The sequence below is a fragment of the Bradyrhizobium sp. S3.12.5 genome, assembly GCF_040548225.1.
Lineage (GTDB): Bacteria > Pseudomonadota > Alphaproteobacteria > Rhizobiales > Xanthobacteraceae > Bradyrhizobium > Bradyrhizobium cytisi.
Genome location: NZ_JBEPRF010000014.1, coordinates 25,993 through 45,581 on the forward strand (window position 1 = coordinate 25,993; position 19,589 = coordinate 45,581).

15 protein-coding genes are annotated in these 19,589 nt (G+C 66.8%); 6 read left to right on the top strand and 9 right to left on the bottom strand.

The window, feature by feature from the left end:
* Positions 1-51: 51 nt before the first annotated feature.
* From ABIC09_RS21430 to ABIC09_RS21450, 5 genes are all read right to left on the bottom strand, one after another.
* Entirely contained in the window at positions 52-1,377 is a 1,326-nt protein-coding gene (locus ABIC09_RS21430; RefSeq protein WP_354110468.1) for an MATE family efflux transporter, read from the bottom strand.
* Between the two features lies 1 nt (position 1,378).
* Positions 1,379-2,113 carry an MBL fold metallo-hydrolase gene (locus ABIC09_RS21435; RefSeq protein WP_354110469.1) on the bottom strand — a complete coding sequence of 245 codons (735 nt, stop codon included), beginning with the start codon at positions 2,111-2,113 and terminating at the stop codon, positions 1,379-1,381.
* Positions 2,114-2,191: 78 nt separating this feature from the next.
* Positions 2,192-2,494: a DUF6460 domain-containing protein gene (locus tag ABIC09_RS21440; protein ID WP_148754443.1), complete on the bottom strand. Its 303-nt coding sequence runs from the start codon at positions 2,492-2,494 to the stop codon at positions 2,192-2,194.
* Between the two features lie 75 nt (positions 2,495-2,569).
* Positions 2,570-4,258, bottom strand: coding sequence for a cisplatin damage response ATP-dependent DNA ligase (locus ABIC09_RS21445; RefSeq protein WP_354110470.1), 1,689 nt, complete (start codon positions 4,256-4,258; stop codon positions 2,570-2,572).
* Complete coding sequence (locus ABIC09_RS21450) at positions 4,255-5,292, bottom strand: ligase-associated DNA damage response exonuclease (protein WP_354110576.1); 1,038 nt, start codon at positions 5,290-5,292, stop codon at positions 4,255-4,257. The genes ABIC09_RS21445 and ABIC09_RS21450 overlap by 4 nt, the downstream gene beginning before the upstream one ends.
* 64 nt (positions 5,293-5,356) lie before the next feature.
* On the opposite strand from ABIC09_RS21450, the gene ABIC09_RS21455 reads away from it, so the two are divergent.
* The 4 genes from ABIC09_RS21455 (at position 5,357) to pdeM (ending at position 11,096) form a co-directional block, all read left to right on the top strand.
* The gene (locus ABIC09_RS21455; RefSeq protein WP_354110471.1) at positions 5,357-6,283 is read left to right on the top strand and encodes a class I SAM-dependent DNA methyltransferase; all 927 of its coding nucleotides are present in this window, start codon (positions 5,357-5,359) and stop codon (positions 6,281-6,283) included.
* Positions 6,284-6,401: 118 nt separating this feature from the next.
* On the top strand, positions 6,402-7,631 hold the full coding sequence (locus ABIC09_RS21460) for an ABC transporter substrate-binding protein (RefSeq protein ID WP_354110472.1): 1,230 nt from the start codon (positions 6,402-6,404) through the stop codon (positions 7,629-7,631).
* A 50-nt stretch (positions 7,632-7,681) separates the two neighbouring features.
* Positions 7,682-10,246 (top strand): ligase-associated DNA damage response DEXH box helicase, encoded by a 2,565-nt coding sequence (locus ABIC09_RS21465; protein WP_354110473.1) that lies wholly within the window; start codon positions 7,682-7,684, stop codon positions 10,244-10,246.
* Positions 10,247-10,397: 151 nt separating this feature from the next.
* Positions 10,398-11,096 carry a ligase-associated DNA damage response endonuclease PdeM gene (gene pdeM, locus ABIC09_RS21470; protein ID WP_354110474.1) on the top strand — a complete coding sequence of 233 codons (699 nt, stop codon included), beginning with the start codon at positions 10,398-10,400 and terminating at the stop codon, positions 11,094-11,096.
* A gap of 116 nt (positions 11,097-11,212) precedes the next feature.
* Here pdeM and ABIC09_RS21475 read toward each other — a convergent pair whose 3' ends face one another.
* Positions 11,213-12,073 (bottom strand): LysR family transcriptional regulator, encoded by an 861-nt coding sequence (locus ABIC09_RS21475; protein WP_354110475.1) that lies wholly within the window; start codon positions 12,071-12,073, stop codon positions 11,213-11,215.
* 98 nt (positions 12,074-12,171) lie between these two features.
* Between ABIC09_RS21475 and ABIC09_RS21480 the strand changes: the two genes are divergently transcribed.
* Both ABIC09_RS21480 and ABIC09_RS21485 read left to right on the top strand, forming a co-directional pair.
* Complete coding sequence (locus tag ABIC09_RS21480; RefSeq protein ID WP_354031559.1) at positions 12,172-13,080, top strand: DMT family transporter; 909 nt, start codon at positions 12,172-12,174, stop codon at positions 13,078-13,080.
* 13 nt (positions 13,081-13,093) lie between these two features.
* Positions 13,094-13,867, top strand: coding sequence for an MBL fold metallo-hydrolase (locus tag ABIC09_RS21485; RefSeq protein WP_354110476.1), 774 nt, complete (start codon positions 13,094-13,096; stop codon positions 13,865-13,867).
* A 140-nt stretch (positions 13,868-14,007) separates the two neighbouring features.
* Here the strand turns inward: ABIC09_RS21485 and ABIC09_RS21490 are convergent, their stop codons facing one another.
* From ABIC09_RS21490 to ABIC09_RS21500, 3 genes are all read right to left on the bottom strand, one after another.
* Positions 14,008-14,778 (bottom strand): TIGR02186 family protein, encoded by a 771-nt coding sequence (locus tag ABIC09_RS21490; protein ID WP_354110477.1) that lies wholly within the window; start codon positions 14,776-14,778, stop codon positions 14,008-14,010.
* Positions 14,775-15,692 carry a sulfite exporter TauE/SafE family protein gene (locus ABIC09_RS21495; protein ID WP_354110478.1) on the bottom strand — a complete coding sequence of 306 codons (918 nt, stop codon included), beginning with the start codon at positions 15,690-15,692 and terminating at the stop codon, positions 14,775-14,777. The genes ABIC09_RS21490 and ABIC09_RS21495 overlap by 4 nt, the downstream gene beginning before the upstream one ends.
* A gap of 308 nt (positions 15,693-16,000) precedes the next feature.
* Positions 16,001-19,501: a hypothetical protein gene (locus ABIC09_RS21500; protein ID WP_354110479.1), complete on the bottom strand. Its 3,501-nt coding sequence runs from the start codon at positions 19,499-19,501 to the stop codon at positions 16,001-16,003.
* Positions 19,502-19,589: the final 88 nt, after the last annotated feature.

Here is a 19,589-nt window from a genome sequence, read left to right on the forward strand (position 1 = left end):
CCGGCCCTGCGGAGCAGCGTTTCACGCTGCAGCGCGTCCGGGACACGATCGCTACGATTTCGGGAACGTCGCCCGATACAGCGCCGGATACCGTGCGCCCTGCAAGCCGCCGCGGGCGACATAGAACGTGATCAGCGCGCACCACAGCCCGGCATTGCCCAGGGATTGCAGCGCCCACCACACGCCTGCGAATATCGCGAGCGAGGTCAGCATCAGGTTTCGCATCTCGCGCGCCCAGGTGGCGCCGACATAGATGCCGTCGAAGCCGAAGGCGAATACGCCGGGGATCGGTGCCAGCACGATGAACACCAGGAATTCGCGCGCGGCGCGGCGGACGTCTTCGCTCGCGGTCATGAAGTTGATCAGGTTCGGCCCGAACAGCGCGAACAGCACTGCGACGACGATGGCGAAGCCGAGGCCCCACAGCAGCACCAGCCGGGTCGAATCGGCAAAGCCCCTGGCATCGCGCGCGCCAAAAGTGCGGCCGCAGAGCTGCTGGGCGGCGTTGGCGAGGCCGTCGAGGAAGAAGGCGCTGACCAGCAGGAAATTGTTGAGCACGGAGTTCGCGGCCAGCGTCACGTCGCCGGCGCGCGCGCCTTTGGCGGTGAAGAACAGGAAGACGGTGATCAGCGCCGCGGTGCGGATCATGATGTCGGAGTTGACCGCCAGCAGTCGCATCAGCTTTGCGCGATCGAGCAGCGTTGCGCGGGGAACGGCAAAGCCGCCATACGCATAGCGCCGGCACACGATGACGCCGAGCACGAAACCGATACCCTCCGACAGCAGGGCGGCGATCGCCGCACCCGCAATGCCGGTGTCGTAGACCAGCACCAGCAGAATCGTCGCCGCCATGTTGATGAGGTTGATGACGACCTGGAGCGCGAGCGCCGGATTGGCGCGGGCCTGTCCGACCAGCCAGCCGAGAATGACGTAGTTCGCGAACGCGAACGGCGACGACCAGATCCGGATCATGAAATAGGTTTTTGCGGCGCGCGTCACGCCCGCGCTGCCGCCCATCAGGTCGAACAGCACGCCGGCCAGCGGCAATTGCAGCGCAATCAGTGCGCCGCCGATCAGGCCGGCGACGATGAAGCCGCGCACCAGGATCACGGTCTGCTCGCGGGCCTCGCCCGCGCCGAGCGCCTGAGCAGTGAAGGCGAGCGTGCTCATGCGCAGGAAGCCGAACAGCCAGAACAGGCAGTCGAAGATGACGGAGGCCATCGCGACGCCGCCGAGCAGCGCGGCATCGTCCAGCCGGCCGATCGCGGTGGTCGAGACCACGCCGATCAGGGGCGTGGTTAGGTTCGCGACCATCGCAGGACCCGCGATGGCGAACACCTGGCGGGAGCCGACCCTGGGATGAACGGGCGCGTGCATGTCAGAACACCAGCACCATGCCGTCTTCGGCAGCAAGATGCGCGACCTCGTCGAGACGCGACAGCACGTCGTCGCTCATATGGGTGAGGACGAGGCGTTTTGGGCCGATGGCTGGCAAATGCTGTTCCAGGGTCTTCAGGCTGAGATGGTTCTTGACCACCTTGTCGTACATATACGCTTCGGCAATGAAAAGGTCGGCGCCATGCGCCAGCGGAATGAGCGTCTCCGTCCATTCGGTGTCGGCGCTGTAGGCCAGCGTGCGGCCCTCGGCCTCGACGCGATAGGCGAGGAAGGGCCCGCCGGATTCGCCATGCACGACAGGACAGGGCGTCACATTCACCGGGCCGAAGCTTTGGCTTTGTTCGGGGGCGAGTTCGACGATGTTCAGCGCGAAGCGCTGCTTGGTCTTCGAGGAAAGCTCGAACAGCGCTTCCATCACCTGCGTCAGCCGCGTCTCGATGCCTTGCGGACCCGCGATAGTGAGCGGCCGCGTCCGCCGCGAGAATTGGGCATCGAGCACAAGGAAGGGCAAGCCGGCAAAATGGTCGCCGTGGAAATGCGTGATCAGGATGAGATCGATGTCGTTGCGATCGATCTCGAGCCGCTTCAGCGCCGGCAGGGCCGACGCGCCGCAATCGATCAGGAAATTCGTTTCGCGCCCTGAAACGTGGAAACAGGTGTTGAGCCTGCCGCCCGAGCCGAAGGCATCACCGCAGCCGACGAAACGCAGTTGCATCGGCTGCGCACTCCCTGGAGCATGATCCGGAAAAGTGTGAAGCGGTTTTCCGACAAGATCATGCTCAAAAATAACGACTTAGCGGCGCGGCGAGCCGAACACGCGCGACAGCAGCCAGATCGGGATCACGATGACCGCGCCGAGCAGGAAGTAGCGCCACAGCCAGCTCACGGCATCGAAGCCGAGATCCCACAGCCGCTGGAACAGCAGACGAATGCTGATGAGGATATTCCACGGATCGAAGCCGATCGCGGCCAGCACGACGCCGACCAGGATCGAGAGCAGCACCAGGCGAAACGCGACCGCCAGCGGCGAGCCGCCGAGAAAGCGGTGCAGGCCATCGCTGCGGCCGGCCGGCAAATCTCTGACGTCGTGGGCCATCTCAGAAAACTCCTCGCGGGGATTCGTCCCGATTATAGGTCACGGCGGGGGACATGGGGAACCCGCATTTCCCCGTCAATGGCCATCGGCGGATCCTGCAACCTTAATTGTTGGTAGGGATTCGTCCGCCTTCAGCATTCTTTCCAGCGTTTCCAGCCGGTCGGCCTCCCGCGGCGGCTTGTCCCAGCGCAGCCGGCTGATGCGGGGAAAGCGCATGGCGACGCCGGATCTGTGCCGCGGCGAGCGCTGCAGCCCCTCGAAGGCGACCTCCAGCACCAGCCCCTTGTCGCCCTCGTGCACGACATGGCGGACGGGGCCGAACTTTTCGGTGGTGTTGCGGCGGACGAAGCGGTCGATCTGCAGCAGCTCCTCGTCGGTGAAGCCGAAATAGGCTTTTCCGACCGGCACCAGCTCGTCGCCGTTCTCGGTCTCGGTCCAGACGCCAAAAGTATAGTCGGAATAATAGGACGAACGCTTGCCGTGGCCGCGCTGCGCATACATCAGCACGGCATCGATGATGTGCGGATCCCGCTTCCACTTCCACCACGGCCCTTTCGGCCGTCCCGGTAGATAGGGCGCGTCGCGCCGCTTCAGCATCACGCCCTCGACGGCGTCGGCATCCGCGCCCGCACCAGCGCTCGCGGGATCGGCGCGGGCGGCGGTGAGTCCGTCCCAGCTTGCGAAGTCGACGGTGGGCGAAAGATCGATGCGGGGATCGCCAAGCTTTGCGACGAACGTCTCCAGCCGCTCGCGCCGTTCGGCGAACGGCAGCTCGCGCAGATCGTTCTCGTCGTCGCCGAGCAGATCGTAAGCGCGAAGGTGGATCGGGAACTCCTTGATCAGTCTTGGCGAGACGACCTTGCGGTTGAGGCGTTGTTGCAGGACGTTGAAGCTCTGGACGCGCCCTTCGCGCAGGATCAGCAGCTCGCCGTCGATCGCGCCCGGCAGGCGCAAAGACGGCACCAGGTCCGGAAAGCTCCCGGTGACGTCCTCGCCGGTGCGCGAATAAAGTCGCGCCGTGATTTGCCCGCGCTCGTCGCGGCCGGCCACCGCCTGCACGCGGATGCCGTCCCATTTCCATTCGGCGACGTAGTCGGCGGGATCGAGGCTCGCGAAATCGCCGTCCTCGATCGCATGCGCCAGCATCACGGGGCGGAACGGCGCGGGATCGCGATTGACCGGTTTTTCACCGCGGCCTTCCAGCCAGGCGAACAGGTCGAGATAGGGGGGGCTGAGGCCCGGCCAGATCAGCTCGACCTCATGCGGGTCCTTGTCGCCGAGCGCGGCGGCCGCGGTCTTCGCCAGGCGTGCGGAGATGCCGATGCGCAACGCGCCGGTGACGAGCTTGAGCAGCGCCCAGCGGCCGGTCTCGTCAAGCTCGTCGAGCCAGCGTTCGAGCTGCTTCGGCAATTCGGTCTTGCCGAGCGTGCGCAGCGTGGTGACGACCTCGGTGAGGGTCGGGGGAGGCGGGTTGTTGTGGGCGGCCAGGGCCGCCCGCGGCCACATCAGCGCGACCGTCTCCGAGAGATCGCCGACGTAATCGTAACTCAGCCCGAACAGTACCTCATCCGTGCGCGACGCAATGAGATCGCGGATCAGCGCCGGCTTGGCATGCTTGAAGCTGAGCGCGCCGGTGAGCGCGGCCAGTGCGTAGCCGCGGTCGGGATCGCCGACCTCGCGAAAGTAGCGGGTGAGCAGGCGCAGCTTGTTGTTGCGGCCGGGCTCGTAGGCGAGACGGTCCAAGAGCTCGGCGAAGCGGTTCATGCCTCGGCCTCGCCCTGAACCGGCGTCTCGCTCTCCTCCTCCTCGCCGTAGCCGACGAGATCGAGCGGCTGCGCCTGTAAACCCCGTGATTTGCACCAATGCACCAGCGCGTCTTCCTGGCCGTGGGTGACCCAGATCTCGCCGGCGCCGGTCGCAGTGATCGTCGCGGTGAGGCCGTCCCAATCGGCGTGGTCGGAGATCACCAGCGGCAATTCGATGCCGCGCTGCCGCGCGCGGGCACGCACGCGCATCCACCCCGATGCGAACGCGGTGACGGGATCGGGGAAGCGCCGCGTCCAGATGTCGGAGGTCGCCGAGGGCGGTGCGAGCGTGATGGTGCCGGCGAGCGCCGCCTTCTTCACGCCCATCACCGGCCTGAGCTCGCCGAGGTCGATGCCGCGGCTCTGGTAGTAATGCGTGATCGACTCCATCGCGCCATGCAGATAGATCGGCGCGTCATAGCCGGCCTGGCGCAGCAGCGCGATCACGCGCTGGGCTTTGCCGAGCGAGTAGGCGCCGACGAGATGCGCGCGCTCGGGAAACAAGGCGACGGAGGCCAGCAGCTTGTTCACCTCGTCCGCGGCATCGCCATGGCGAAATACCGGCAGGCCAAAGGTGGCCTCGGTGATGAAGACGTCGCAGGGCACCAACTCGAACGGTACGCAGGTCGGGTCGGGCGCGTCCTTGTAGTCGCCGGAGGCGACGATGCAGGTGCCGTTGCAGGTGACAGCGATTTGCGCCGAGCCGAGCACATGACCGGCCGGGTGGAATTTCACGCTTGTGTCGCCGAGCCGGATTTCCTCGCCATAGCTGATGGTCTGCGTCGAGCCGGCAAAATTCTCGCCATAGCGCAGCCGCATCATGTCCAGCGTTTCCTGCGTCGCCAGCACGGCGCCATGGCCGGCCCGGGCATGGTCGGAATGGCCGTGAGTGATCACGGCCCGCTCGACCGGGCGGATGGGATCGATATGGAATTTGCCGGGCCTGCAGCACAGGCCGTCAGCAGTTGGCAACAGGATGTCTTGCGGCCGCATGCCTGATATATAGGTCGCTCCACCGCATCTTCGAGTCGCCACCCGCTTCGCTTCCTGGTTCCCAATGCCGCTCCGCCTGTTTCTGACCTCCGGCGATCTCATGGCCGACCGCCGTTTCGAGTTCGCGCGCGACCTCCAGCTCAAGGGCGATCTGCCCGCCGCCGCCGATCTCATCGAACAGGCAATCGAGCTTGCGCCTGACTTCACCTCGGCCTGGTTCACGCTCGGCGAAATCCGCCAGCAGCTCGGCGAGCGCGACAAGGCGATTGCGGCGTTCCGCGAAGCGCGCCGGTGCGATCCCGGGGACCAGCACGGCGCCCGCCTGCATCTGATCCGGCTCGGCGACACCGAGATGGCGGAGATGCCAAAAGCCTATGTGCAGGCGCTGTTCGACCAATATGCGCCGCGCTTCGAGCACACACTGGTCAACGATCTCGGCTATCGCGCGCCGTCGCTGATTTTCAAGGCGGTGCTCGCCGCCCGCGGCGCCGCGAAGAAGCCGGCCCTGTTCAAGCGCGCCGTCGACCTCGGTTGCGGCACGGGACTCGCGGCAGCGGCCTTCGCCAGACAGGTCGACCATTTCATCGGCATCGACCTGTCGCCCGGCATGATCAAGGAAGCGCGTGCCACCGCGCTCTATGCCGAGCTCGAGGTCGCGGACATGATAGAGGGCCTGCGCAGCAAGGCCGATGCCAGCGCGAACCTCGTCGTCGCCGCGGACGCGTTCGTCTATCTCTCAGACCTTGCGCCGGTGCTCACCGAAGCCAGGCGCGTGCTGGTGTCAGGCGGCGTGCTCGCCTTCACGCTGGAGACGCATGACGGCAGCGGCATCGTGCTCGGCGAAGGCCTGCGCTATGCCCATGCGGCGGAATATGTCCGCGGCGCGCTTGCGAAGGCCGGGCTGAAGCTGCTGACGCTGGAGCCGGCGTCGCCGCGCATCGAGAACAACGAGCCGGTGCGCGGTATCGTCGTCGTCGCCGAGAAAACTTGAGTCTAGGCGCTAAACACCCGGCAATTTAAGCGTCATTGCGCCGCCCAGCGACGAACTTCCTACTTGCGAGCCGTGCCGCGAAGCCAGCACAATGCGCGCGTTAGGGAGAGAAACAACAATGACGACAAATCCATCGCGGCGCGATGTCAGCGCCGCCGCGCTCGCCACCATTGCCGCGTCCGTCCTGCCCGCGCCCTCAGTCTGGGCTGCCGAGAAGAAATACGATGCCGGCGCCAGCGACAGCGAGGTCAAGATCGGGCAGACCGTGCCGCATTCCGGTCCCGGCTCGCTCTACGGCGTGCTCGGGCGCATCGGCGAGGCCTATTTCCAGATGCTGAACGAGAAGGGCGGCATCAACGGGCGCAAGATCAAGTTTCTCACCATGGACGACGCCTACAGCGCATCGAAATGCGTCGAGGCGACGCGGCGTCTGGTCGAGCAGGAGGAGGTGCTTGCGCTCTACGGCTCGCTCGGCACCGCGCCGCAGACCGCCGTGCACAAATACCTGAACTCCAAGGGCGTGCCGCAGCTGCTGCTCAACACCGGCGCGTCGAAGTGGAATAACCCGAAAGAGTTCAAGTGGACGATGGCGGGCCTGCCGCTTTATCCGACCGAGGCGCGCATCCTGGCGCGGCATGTCGTCGCCGTGAAGCCGAATGCCAAGGTCGGCATCCTCTACCAGAACGACGATTTCGGCCGCGACTTCCTCGGTCCGTTCAAGAAGGTGCTGGCCGATGCCGGCGGCACCGCATCGGTGATCATGGAGCAGACCTACGATCTCACCGATCCCACCGTCGATTCCCAGCTCATCAATCTCTCGAAATCGGGCGCCGACGTGTTCTACAATATCTCCACCGGCAAGGCGTCGTCGCAGTCGATCCGCAAGGTCGCCGAGCTCGGCTGGAAGCCGCTGCAGCTGTTGTCGGCGGGCTCGACCGGTCGCTCGATCCTCAATGCCGCGGGCCTGGAGAACGCCGCCGGCATCGTCGCCATCCGCTACAACAAGGAGGTCGGCCTGCCGAAATGGGAGAAGGACCCGGACGTGATGGCGTTCGAGGAGCTGCGCAAGAGGTACATCCCGACCATCGACCCCGACAATACCATCGCGTTCGCCGGCTACGGCCAGGCCGTCACCATGGGCGAGATCCTGCGCCGCTGCGGCGACGAGCTCACCCGCGCCAACGTGCTGAAGCAGGCCTCGACGCTGAAAGGCTTCCACTCGCCCTACTTCCTCGACGGCGTCACCTACGACTATACGCCCGACGACTACACGCCGATGAAGACGCTGTTCATCTCGATCTTCAGCGGCAAGGATTGGGATATCTCGGACAAGCCGATGTCGGAGTAGGGGCTTCCCACCCCTCGACGAACCCGTCCCCACGGCTTACCTGTGAAGCCGTGCCGCCCCGCATCCTCAAAATCCCGGCCGAGCCGGCCACGCTGCTGCCCGACCGCTTCCAAAAGTGGTTTGCGGCCCGCGGCTGGTCGCCGCGCGAGCATCAGCTCGCACTGCTGGAGAAGGCGCGCGAGGACCGCTCGGCCTTGCTGATCGCGCCGACCGGCGCCGGCAAGACGCTGGCCGGATTTTTGCCGACGCTGGTGGAGCTGAGTGCCGCGCCGACCTCTCCCGCGAAATCCGTTGTCTCCTCCGGCCGCGCCGTGCAACGCAGCGGCGGCCTGCACACGCTCTACATCTCGCCGCTGAAAGCGCTCGCCGTCGACATCGCGCGCAATCTGGAGCGGCCGGTTGCCGAGATGAGCCTGCCGATCAAGATCGAGACCCGCACCGGCGATACACCGGTGTCGCGGCGCCAGCGGCAGCGGCGCTATCCGCCGGACGTTTTGCTGACGACGCCCGAGCAGCTCGCGCTGCTGCTGTCCTCCGATGACGCGCCGTTCCTGTTCTCCTCGCTCAATCGCATCGTGCTCGACGAGCTGCATGCGCTGGTGACGTCGAAGCGCGGCGATCTCTTGTCGCTCGGCCTTGCGCGGCTGTGGCGGCTGGCGCCGCAGATGCGCGCGATCGGGCTGTCCGCAACGGTGGCCGAGCCGGAATCGTTGGCCCGCTTCCTGGTGCCGCAGGCGAAGGACCAGGCCGTATCCGCCGACGTCGTCATCGCCGGCGGCGCGGCGCCGCCGTTGGTCGAGATGCTGGATACACGCGAGCGCCTGCCCTGGGCCGGCCACAGCGCGCGCCATGCGCTTCCCGAAATCTACCAGCTGATCAAGGCGAACAGGACCACGCTGGTGTTCGTCAACACCCGCAGCCAGGCCGAGATGCTGTTCCAGAACCTCTGGAGCATGAACGACGACAACTTGGCAATCGCGCTGCATCACGGCTCGCTCGACGTCGCGCAGCGGCGCAAGGTCGAGGACGCCATGTCGGCCGGCAGATTGCGCGGCGTGGTCTGCACGTCCTCTCTAGACCTCGGCGTCGACTGGGGCGATGTCGACCTCGTCGTCAATATCGGCGCACCGAAGGGCGCGTCGCGCCTGATGCAGCGGATCGGCCGCGCCAACCATCGCCTCGACGAAGCCTCGCGCGCCGTGCTGGTGCCGGCCAATCGCTTCGAGGTGCTGGAGTGCCGCGTCGCCATCGACGCCATCGCCGAAAATGCGCAGGACACGCCGCCCCTGCGCATTGGTGCCCTCGACGTGCTGGCCCAGCACGTGCTCGGCTGCGCCTGCGGCGAGCCGTTTTTCTCCGGGGAGCTTTACGACGAAGTGCGTACCGCCGCGCCCTACGCCGATCTCACGCGGCAGGATTTCGACGACGTCGTCGACTTCGTCGCGTCCGGCGGCTACGCGCTGAAGACCTATGAACGCTTCGCCCGCATCAAGCAGGACAAGGAGGGCCGCTGGCGCGTCGCCAATCCAAAAGTGCGGCAGAGCTACCGGATGAATGTCGGCACCATCGTCGAGGACGACATGCTGAAGGTGCGGCTGGTGCGCTCGCGCGGCGGCGGTGCCGGCTCCACGGGCGTGATCGCGCGCGGCGGCAGGTTGCTCGGCGAGATCGAGGAGGCCTTCATCGAGGGCCTGAGTCCGGGCGACACCTTCGTCTTCAGCGGCGAGGTGGTCCGCTACGAAACCCTGGTCGAGGATCAGGTCTATGTCTCGCGCGCCCATGACAAGGACCCCAAGGTGCCGTCCTATATGGGCGGCAAGTTTCCGCTCTCGACCTATCTCGCCGAGCGTGTCCGCCGCCTGCTTGACGACGGGCGCGCATGGACGAGTTTGCCGGAGCAGGTCCGCGACTGGCTGTCTCAGCAGAAGGACGTCTCGCGCGTGCCTGCGGTGCGCGAGCTGTTGGTGGAAAGCTTTCCGCGCGCCAGCAAGCATTACATCGTCTGCTATCCCTTCGAAGGCCGCCTCGCGCACCAGACCCTTGGCATGCTGCTGACGCGCCGGCTGGAACGCGTTCGCGCCCGCCCGCTCGGCTTCGTCGCCAACGAATATGCGGTGGCGATCTGGGGGCTCGGCGATATGTCGTTCATGATCCGGAACGGCAAGCTCGATCTCAACACGCTGTTCGACCCTGATATGCTCGGCGACGATCTCGAGGCCTGGCTCGCCGAATCGGCGCTGATGAAGCGCACCTTCCGCAATTGCGCGATCATCTCCGGCCTGATCGCGCGCCGCCACACCGGCGAGGAGAAGAGCCGCCGCCAGGTGCTGTTCTCGACCGATCTCGTCTACGACGTGCTGCGCAAGCATCAGGCCGACCACGTCCTGCTGCGCGCCGCGCGCGCCGATGCCGCCACCGGGCTGCTTGATCTGCGCCGGCTCGGCGACATGCTGACCCGCATCAAGGGCCGCATCACCCATCGGGAACTCGACCACGTCTCCCCGCTCGCCGTTCCCGTGATGCTGGAAATCGGCCGCGAGTCAGTTTATGGCGAAGCTGGCGACGAGCTGTTGGCCGAGGCCGCCGACGAGCTGGTCAAAGAGGCGATGTCGTAGAGAATTTGCCAGTGAGGCGCGCTGATCCATCCACATCGTCATGCCCGGGCTTGTCCCGGGCATCCACGACTTTGCCTCCACGGCAAGAACGTGGATGGCCGGGCACAGGCGAGCGGAAGCGACGCCGTTCTTCGAACGGCTATGCCCGGCCATGACGGAGCAAGCAGCATTTTCGGTGGCGACGACGCGCAGCGTCGACGTCGCAGGCGTCCCGTTTCACGCCGATCTCTCCGGCGCCCTGTTCTGGGACGAGCAGCGCCTGCTCGTCGTTTCCGACCTGCATCTCGAAAAGGGTTCCAGCTTCGCCACCCGCGGCGTGCTGCTGCCGCCCTATGACACGCTGGCGACGTTGAGCCGGCTCGCTGCTGTCATCTCCCGCCATGATCCCAAAATCGTCATCGCGCTCGGCGACAGCTTTCACGATCGTTCTGCGCATGAGCGCCTCTCGGCGGATGATCGCGATGCCGTCGCAGCGCTCCAGAGCGGGCGCGACTGGATCTGGATTTCGGGCAATCACGATCCCATGCTGCCGCGCGATCTCGGTGGCACCGTCGCCGATGAAGTCGCGATCGGTCCGATCACGTTCCGCCACGAGCCGACCGGCGCGCATGGCGAGATCGCCGGCCATCTCCATCCCAAGGCCCGCGTCTCCGCGCGCGGCCGCTCGATGGAGCGGCGTTGTTTCGCCAGCGACGGCATGCGCGCCGTGATGCCCGCCTTCGGCGCCTATGCGGGGGGCTTAAGCATCCGCGATGCGGCGTTTGCAAAGATCTTTCCGGAGACCAGTTTTGTCGCGCATCTGCTCGGCGACCGGCGTGTCCACGCGATCGCGGCGTCGCGGTGCTCCTGAGGGGCGCGCTCTGGTAGGGTGGGCAAAGCGGTAGCGTGCCCACCATCTGCAACACCCGCTGAACGATGGTGGGCACGGCGCTTTGCGCCTTTGCCCACCCTACCAATCCCGCAAATTCACGCCGCCTTCGCCTGCACGTCCTCGCAGAACTCCGCGAGGCGATCCGCCAGCCGCAGCGTCGCGGAGCTGGCGTTCGGCGCGGCCATCAGCGCCACCTCGGTGCGGTTGATCGGCGCAAAGCCGTCCTTGGCCGTCAGCACGCGATGGTCGGCCTGGATCGACATCTCCGACAAGATGCTCAGGCCCATGCCGGCGGCGACCGCGGCCTGGATGCCGGCGAGGCTCGATGACGAATAGGACATGTGCCAGGCCCGGCCGGCGCTTTCCAGCGCATGGATCGCGCCGGCGCGGTAGAGGCAGCCGGGCGGAAAGCCGATCAGCGGCACCGAGGACGCGTTGAAATCGACCGGATGGCTCTTGCTGGTGACCCAGTGCACCCGCTCCGGCCACACCGCGATCGCGCCCTTCGCGCCGGCCTCGCGCTTGAACAGCGCAAGGTCGAGCTCGCCGCGTTCGAGGTCGCGGGACAGATTCTTGCTCTGGTCGGCGCGCACATCGAGCCGCAGGTTCGGATGCGAGCGCGAGAAGGCGCCCAGCAGCTTTGCCAGCCGATACGCCGCAAAATCCTCGGGGATGCCGAGCCGGATCGCGCCTTCGCCTTCGTCGCGCAGCACGTCGCGCGCCTCCTCTGCGAGCGTGAGCAGACGCCGCGCATAGGACAGCAGCCGTTCGCCGGCCTCGGTCGGGCGCACATCCTTGCCGTCACGGTGCAGCAGCACCTGACCGACATCCTCCTCCAGCCGCTTGATCTGCTGGCTGACGGTCGATTGCGTGCGGTGGACGCGCTCGCCGGCGCGGGTGAAGCCACCGGCCTCGACCACCGAGACGAAGCTGCGCAGGAGCTCCAGATCGAGCATGGCTGCCTCCATTCGAAAAGCCACTGATTGCGAGTTAATCATTTAATTTCCAAATGACAAGCCCGATCCCTAGATCGAGGGCCTAGGAGAATGCCCACATGTCGCTCGCCCCCTCGGTCGCCGTCCCACGTAGCCGCTTCAACACTTTGCCGCTCGCTATCGGACTGTTTTGCCTGCTCTGGAGCTATGCCTTTGTCGCCGGCAAGATCGGCGTCACCCATTGCCCGCCGCTCATCCTGCTCGCCGCGCGTTTCTCGCTCGCGGGCGTCTTGATCCTCGGTGCCACGGCTATCCGCGGCGACTGGTCATTGTCGTGGCGCGATGCCGTGATCTTTGCCGTGCTCGGCATCGCCAACAACGCGCTCTATCTCGGGCTCGGCTACACCGGCCTGCAATCGGTCTCCGCCGGCCTCGGCGGCCTGATCGTCTCGGCCAACCCGGTGTTCACGGCCGCGCTCGCCGCGCTTTTGCTCGGCGAGGGCATGACCTGGCGCAAGGCGAGCGGCCTCCTGCTCGGCATCATCGGCGTCACCCTCATTGTCTGGCATCGCCTGTCGGTCGGCACCGACAGCCTGCACGGCATCCTCTTCACCCTGGCCTCGCTCGCGTCGATCGTCGCCGGCACCATCCTGTTCAAGCTGCTCGCGCCCAAGGGGTCGCTGTGGATCGGCAACGGCGTGCAGAATCTCGCCGCCGGCATCGTGCTGACGCCGGTCGCGCTCACCTTCGCCGACGTTCACGCGATCGATTTCACGCCGAGCCTGATCGGCGCCTTCGCCTTTCTCGTGCTTGGCGGCTCGATCCTGGCCTACTGGCTCTGGTTTCATCTCCTGAAAGTGTGTGGCGCGACCGCGGCCAGTGCCTATCATTTCCTGATGCCGCCGCTCGGCATGCTGTTCGCGTATCTCGTGCTGGGCGAGCACGTCGAAGCGCGTGACTTGCTGGGGATCATTCCGGTGGCGCTCGGCATTTACCTGGTGACGCGCCCCGCAAAGCCCGTCGTGTAAGAGGAGGTCCCTCATGCCTGTTTCCATCACCCTGATCGGCGGCCCCACCGCGCTGATCGAGATCGACGGCTTTCGCCTGCTCACCGATCCCACTTTCGACGCCCCCGGCGCCTATCAGCTGCCGCATGTGAAGCTGGAGAAGACCATCGGTCCGGCGATGAAGGCCGATGCGGTCGGCCCGATCGATGCCGTGCTGCTCAGCCACGATCAGCATGCGGACAATCTCGACAATTCCGGCCGGGAATATCTGCTCAAAGCACCGCGCGCGCTGACGACTGAGGCCGGTGCCAGGCGTCTCGGCGGTCATGTCGAGGGCTTGGCGCCCTGGGCGACCGCGCATCTGAAAGACGGCGACGGCAACACGCTGACCATCACCGCGACGCCGGCGCGCCACGGCCCGGCCGGCATCGAGCCGCTGTCGGGCGACGTCATCGGCTTCGTGGTGCAGTCGAGCCGCAAGGACACGCGCCCGGTCTATATCAGCGGCGACACCACCTGGTTCGACGGCGTCGCCGAGGTCGCGCGCCGCTTCAAATGCGGCGTGGTGCTGCCGTTCGCGGGCGCGGCGCAAACGCGCGGGCCGTTTCATCTCACCATGGACACCAACGACACCATCGAGACCGCGCGCGCCTTCCCCGACGCGATGATCGTGCCCGTGCATACCGAGGGCTGGGCGCATTTCCGCCAGAACAGCGAGGACCTGCGCAAGACGTTCGACGTGCTCGGGTTCGGGACGCGGCTGCGGCTGCTGGAGCCCGGTGTGCCGACGGTGATGGAGGCGCCGTGATGTGAGGTGCGGCGAACGCTCTCCTCGTCGTCATGGCCGGGCTTGACCCGGCCATCCACGTCTTTATTGCCGAGTGTAAGAACGTGGATGCCCGGGACGAGCCCGGGCATGACGGCGTGGTGGCAGTTTGCGCGCCTAACTCAATCCTTCCTGAAAACAATCGACGCCATCCATCCCGTCATCAGCGCCATCGCCGCCGTGACCAGGCCGTAGACCAGCCCGTTCTGCCGTGCGGTGTTGGCCACGAACTGTTCAAACCCGACCTTGACGATCTCGAATGCGGTGTCGGTCTTACCGACGAAGGCGCCATTCGCGAACAGCTTGATCTCGACCTCATAGGTGCCGATCGGGACCTCCGCCGGCAGCGGGATGCCGGTGCGGAACAGCGTCGGCGTCAGGAACGTCACCGCACTCGCATCCTCGCGATAGAGCCCGCGCTGGGTGCGCAGGCGGATGAAGGCGGAGCGGAACGCATCGTTCGGCACCACGTCGGCGTAGTCGCCGCTGACGCGCTGGGTCAGCAGCACGTTGTTGAGCCCGATCTGCTGCCGCCGCGCGATCTCGGGCGAGGTGATGCTGTCGAACGGGCGATTGGCGAACAGCGCCAGATAGCTCGGCACCTGCAAAAACTGCCGGTAGTCGGTGTTGATCCAGATGCCGAAGGTGCGCTCCTTGCGCCGCGTCACCATGTCGGCGCGCGGGCCCATCACGGTGACCACGAGGTCGTAAGCCGTGCGGTCGGCGGGCGTGGCGGCATCCTTCTCCACCGAGCCGAACAGCACCAGCTCTTCGCCGGAATAGTTCGGCGTCACCGTGACGCGATGGTTGGAGACCGACACGATCAGCCGCTCGGCCCGCGCGGACGTGCCGAGCAGCAGGACGAGGAGAGCCGCAGCGAGCGCACGCATCATCCGCCCACTCCCAGCTCACGGATGGTGAAGAGGTCTTCGGGGCGGATCACCAGCGCGACCGCGAAGCGGACGCCGACCGATAGGATCAACAGGCCGAGCAGCAGCCGCAACTGCTCGCCGCGGATCTTCTGGCCGGCGCGGGCGCCGAATTGCGCGCCGGTGACGCCGCCGACCATCAGGATCAGCGCCAGCACGGCGTCGACGAGGTGATTGGTCGCCGCATGCAGCATGGTTGCGAACAGCATGGTGACGAGCGTCAGGACCATCGAGGTCCCGATCACCGTCGAGGTCGGCACCCGCAGGATATAGATCATGATCGGCACCAGGATGAAGCCGCCGCCGATGCCCATGATCGCGCCGACGAAGCCGATCACGATGCCGATGACGACCACCGGGATCACCGACAGATAGATCTTCGAGCGCTTGAACCGCATTTTCAGCGGCAGGCCGTGAATCCAGTTGTGGGTTCGCCGTGGCGGCACGGCGCCGCGCCGGGTCCGCATCAGCGCGCGCAAGCCCTCGGAGAACATCAGGCTGCCGACCGTGCCGAGCAGCACCACGTAAGAGAGCGCGATCATCAGGTCGAGCTGGCCGAGCGCGCGGAGCTGCGTGAAGGTCCACACGCCCAATGCCGTTCCGGTCACGCCGCCGCACAGCAAGACGCTCGCCAGCGCCGGATCGATCGCACGCCGCCGCCAATAGGTGAGCGCGCCGGAAAACGACGAGGCCGCGATATGGCTGGCGACGGAGGCGACCGCGACCGCAGGCGCAATGCCGATGAAGATCAACAGCGGCGTCATCAGGAAGCCGCCGCCGATCCCGAACATGCCGGAGACGAAGCCGACGGCCGCGCCCATCGCCAGCACCAGGAACACGTTGACCGGAAGATCGGCGATCGGAAGGTAGAGCTGCATCGGACCCACGCTCCGGCGAGACGGATCGATTTCGCGGAGCGCTCGCAGGAGGGCATGCCGCGCCCTTCAATAGCGGAATTTGGTGCAGGGCGGGACCGGGAAATTTGTGCGTGGTGAATGGGCTGAGAGGGATCAGATAGCTGCTTCACTGCGCGCCGAGGATTTCGTCTCCTTCTCCGCTGTCATGCCCCGGCTTGACCGGGGCATCCAGTACGCCGTGGCTTCTCCGCATCAAACCGGCGTCTCTGGAATACTGGGTCGCCCGGTCAAGCCGGGCGACGACAAGAGGGGAGAGCGTACTAGACCGATCAATGCGCAGCCGACGCCGATTTCTTCGTCGCCACCGGCTTCGGTGCGGGTTTGCCGTTCGCCTGCGGTGCGGTGTCCCAGCCGCCGGCGGGCCCCTGGAAGTTGACGGCGTCGTCGGGCTGCGGCTCGGCGCTGAAGGTTTGGATCGCGAGCTTGGCAGCGGCGAGCGACTGCGGGTCGAGGCGCTTGGCGACGTCGTCGCGCTTGGTCGCTGCGTCCGCGTCGCCCTGTCCGGCCGCGAGGGTAAACCATTTGTAGGACTCGGCGAGGTTCTGCTCGACGCCGATGCCGCGGGCATAGAGGATGCCGAGGTTGAACTGGCTGTCGGCGACGCCGCGGTCGGCGGCCTTGCGGAACCACTGCGCCGCGCTCTTGTAGTTGGCGCCGCGTCCGCCGCCGTCGGCGTCGAGCACGGCGAGATTGTGCATCGCCTTGGCGTTGCCGCGCTCGGCGGCCTGGGTGTAGTAGCGGCGGGCGATGTCGGCGTCTTTCTTCACGCCCAGGCCCTTTTCGTAGAGCGTGCCGAGACGGAAGGTCGCGGGCACCACGCCGGCCTGCGCCGCGCGATCGTACCACTTCGCCGCTTCGTCATAATTCGCGGCCACGCCCTTGCCCTCGGCAAAGCGTACGCCGATCTCATAGGCCGCGGTCGCATCGCCCTTCATCGCGGCGGTACGCAGGCCCGGGCCCGCGATGCCGTCGGGCAGCTTCTCGCTCGGCGGCACCTGGACGATGCCGAGCCGCGCACGGCTCATGCCCGACAGTGCACCGGTGACGTCGCTGGAGGGCGCGGGTGGCGCCACGGCGGGAGCGGGCGGAATTTCGACCGAGGCCGTTCCACTGGGGTTCGTTGCAGTCGGCGCCGCATTGTTTTGGGACTGCTTCCCGATCGGCGTCGGCGAGGTCATCGACGGCGTGACCTGCTCGGGGGCGGCGGGCTTGCTCTCGACCGGCGGCGCCTGCGGTGCGGGCTGGCTCGACGTATTTTCCATCACCTGCGGGGACGGCGGCGCGCTGCCGCCTTCGAGCAGGTTCATCGCCATCTTGAAGGTGCCGAGCACGATCACGACCACGCTCGCGCCGACCAGCAGTGAGCGGATCTTCGAGGTAATGGTCGAGGCGCCTTGCTGTGCTTGTCCCTGTGCTTGTCCCTGTCCTTGGCCCTTGTCCTTGACGCGGGCCGCGAGCGCGGCCTTGACGCCGCGGGCCGGCTTCTCCGGCGGTTGCGCGGCGGCGGCTTGCGCGGCGCGGCGCGCGGCCGCGATGAAGCTCGACGACGACACCGGTTCCTTCGGCGCGGCGGGGATTTCGCTGATCGCGCTCTCGGACGCGGCAATGCGCTCGGACGGCGTGGCGGGGCGGCCGTTCGGACGCGTGCCGGGCTCGAGCGGATGATCCGGCGGCAGGTCGGGCGCGATCGCGGCGCGGGCGGGCGCCGTGTGCGGCTCGAGGATCTCGCTGATCGCACGCGGCGGAACCGGCGCCATCGGCACCGACGGCGGCGCCGCGGGCGCGGCAGCATGGAATTCACGCGGCGCAGCGACGAAGGTCGAGTGCGCGGGCTGCTGCGCGGCAGCCGGATTCGGCAGCTCGGGCTTCGGATCGTATTTCGGTTGCTGCGGCTGCGGCGGCCGCTGCTCGCGCGCCATCGGCGCCGGCTCGACCGGCGCGGCCATTGACGCTTGCGCGGGCATGGGCGCAGCCATCGGCATCGGCGCAGGGACCGGCGGCGCGGTGCGCACCGCGCGCAGATCGCCCTCGATCATTGAGAGACGATCGACGACATGGCCGAGCGTGTTGTGCACGGCCTCCAGCGAATCCTGCGTGCTGCGGTTGGTTTCGGCCTGGCTGTAGCGGATGTCGGACAGCTCGCGCTTGACGAGATCGACCATTCCGGAATCGGGAGCCGGCGCCGAGCTTCGGCTCTCCGCGAGCGCGGAATAGGTGGCCTGCTGCCGCTCGAGGTGGCGCAGGATGTCGTGCAGCCCGTCCTCGACACGGCTTAGGTTTCCGCCGCGCGAATCGGAATTGCTCTCGATCCGCTCCAGCAGGTAGGAGACCCGCTGCTCGAGATGCGCGAAGGTCGAGGCTGAGTCGTTGCCGACCTGCATGCGATCGAAACGGTCGGATAGCGCGCGGATTGCGCCTTCCAGATGTTCGGTGCTCTCGGCCGGTTGCGGCCGCTCGCGCGTTTCCAGCGCGGCGGTGAGCGCGGCGATGCGCTGCTCCAGCACCGCAAAGCTGTCGCCGCGGTCCGAGGAGCGATTGACCTGGTCGACCTTGGACGACAGCAGCTGCACGTCCTCGGAGAGCCGTGCCAGCGCTTCGTTGGAGGCGACGTTCGAGACGATGCCGCGCAATGCCGAGATCGCGCCTTCGAGCTGGCGCACCGTCGTGGGGTCGTCATTGGCGCGCAGGATCAGATCCAGCTTGGTGCCGAGATTGCGGATCGCCTCGTCATAGCCGGTGAGCTGCTCGGCCGGCGTCAGCGTGCGCAGCACCTGCTTGATATCGGCGAGCGCGCGCTCGATGCCGGAGAGCACCTGGCCGTCGGTGCCGTTGGAGCGGGTCTCGTCGATGCGACGGTGCAGCGAGCGGATCTCGTTCTCGATCGATTCGATGGCGCGGCGCGGCATCGCCTCGGTGATGGCGTTGCGGATCTCGGCGAGCTCGGCGCGGAAGCCGTTGATGGCCTGCTCGGTATTATCAGGCCGCTGCAGCGACTCGATCTGGTTCGTGATCTTGAGCAGATGGCGTTCGAGCGACGAGAAATCCGGCCCCGGCTGCGGTGGCGGCGGAGCATAGGCAGGCGCGGGCGGCGCCATCGGTGGCGCATAGGGAGCTGCCGAGGGGGCGATCGACGGCGCGGCGCGCGGCGGCATCTGCCGCGGCGCAAAGCCGTCGAGCTCGCTCTGCCGTGCGGTGATCTCGGCAACCGCGACGTCGAACGACGCGGGGCTCAAGGGCGGCGAGCTGCGATAGACTTGTGCGGCCGCGCGCTCGACCGCATCGGCCTGGTGCTGGCGCGTCTCGACCGGCGCGGCGCGCTGCGCCTGAGGGGGCCGCGAGATCTGCGACAGGCGGGCATCGAGCCGCGAGATCGCGTCGTTGAGCTGGCGGGCGACGCCCTGCTCGCGCGAGACGTCCGGTCGCGAAGCGTCTTGTCGTGAAGCGTCTTGTCGTGACGTGTCCTGGCGCGGCGCGGCGGGCTTTGAAATCCGTTCGATCTGCTGGGTGATCGCGTCGAGCCGCTGATGGATGTCGGCGACTTCGCGGCTTTCCTGACTCGGCATCTGCTGCGCGCGCGGATCGGGACGCAGGTTCTGACGCTCGTCCTGACGCTGCTCGTAAGGCCCGCGAAAGTTCGGCGGGGCAGTCTCGCCGAGCGTTGAGTTCAGCCAATCGTTGAGTGACATGCCGGCGCGACGCGCAGCAGCTTCGGCCCGCTCCCTGACGGACGGATCGATACCGTCAACACTCCACGATACGCGCGAATTCATGACTCTGTCCGGTTCCGACTCCGGCGCCCCACCCGGCGCCTCCAGTCTCCCCACGCGTCCCGGTTGTAAGACAATCGAATTCGGCGCG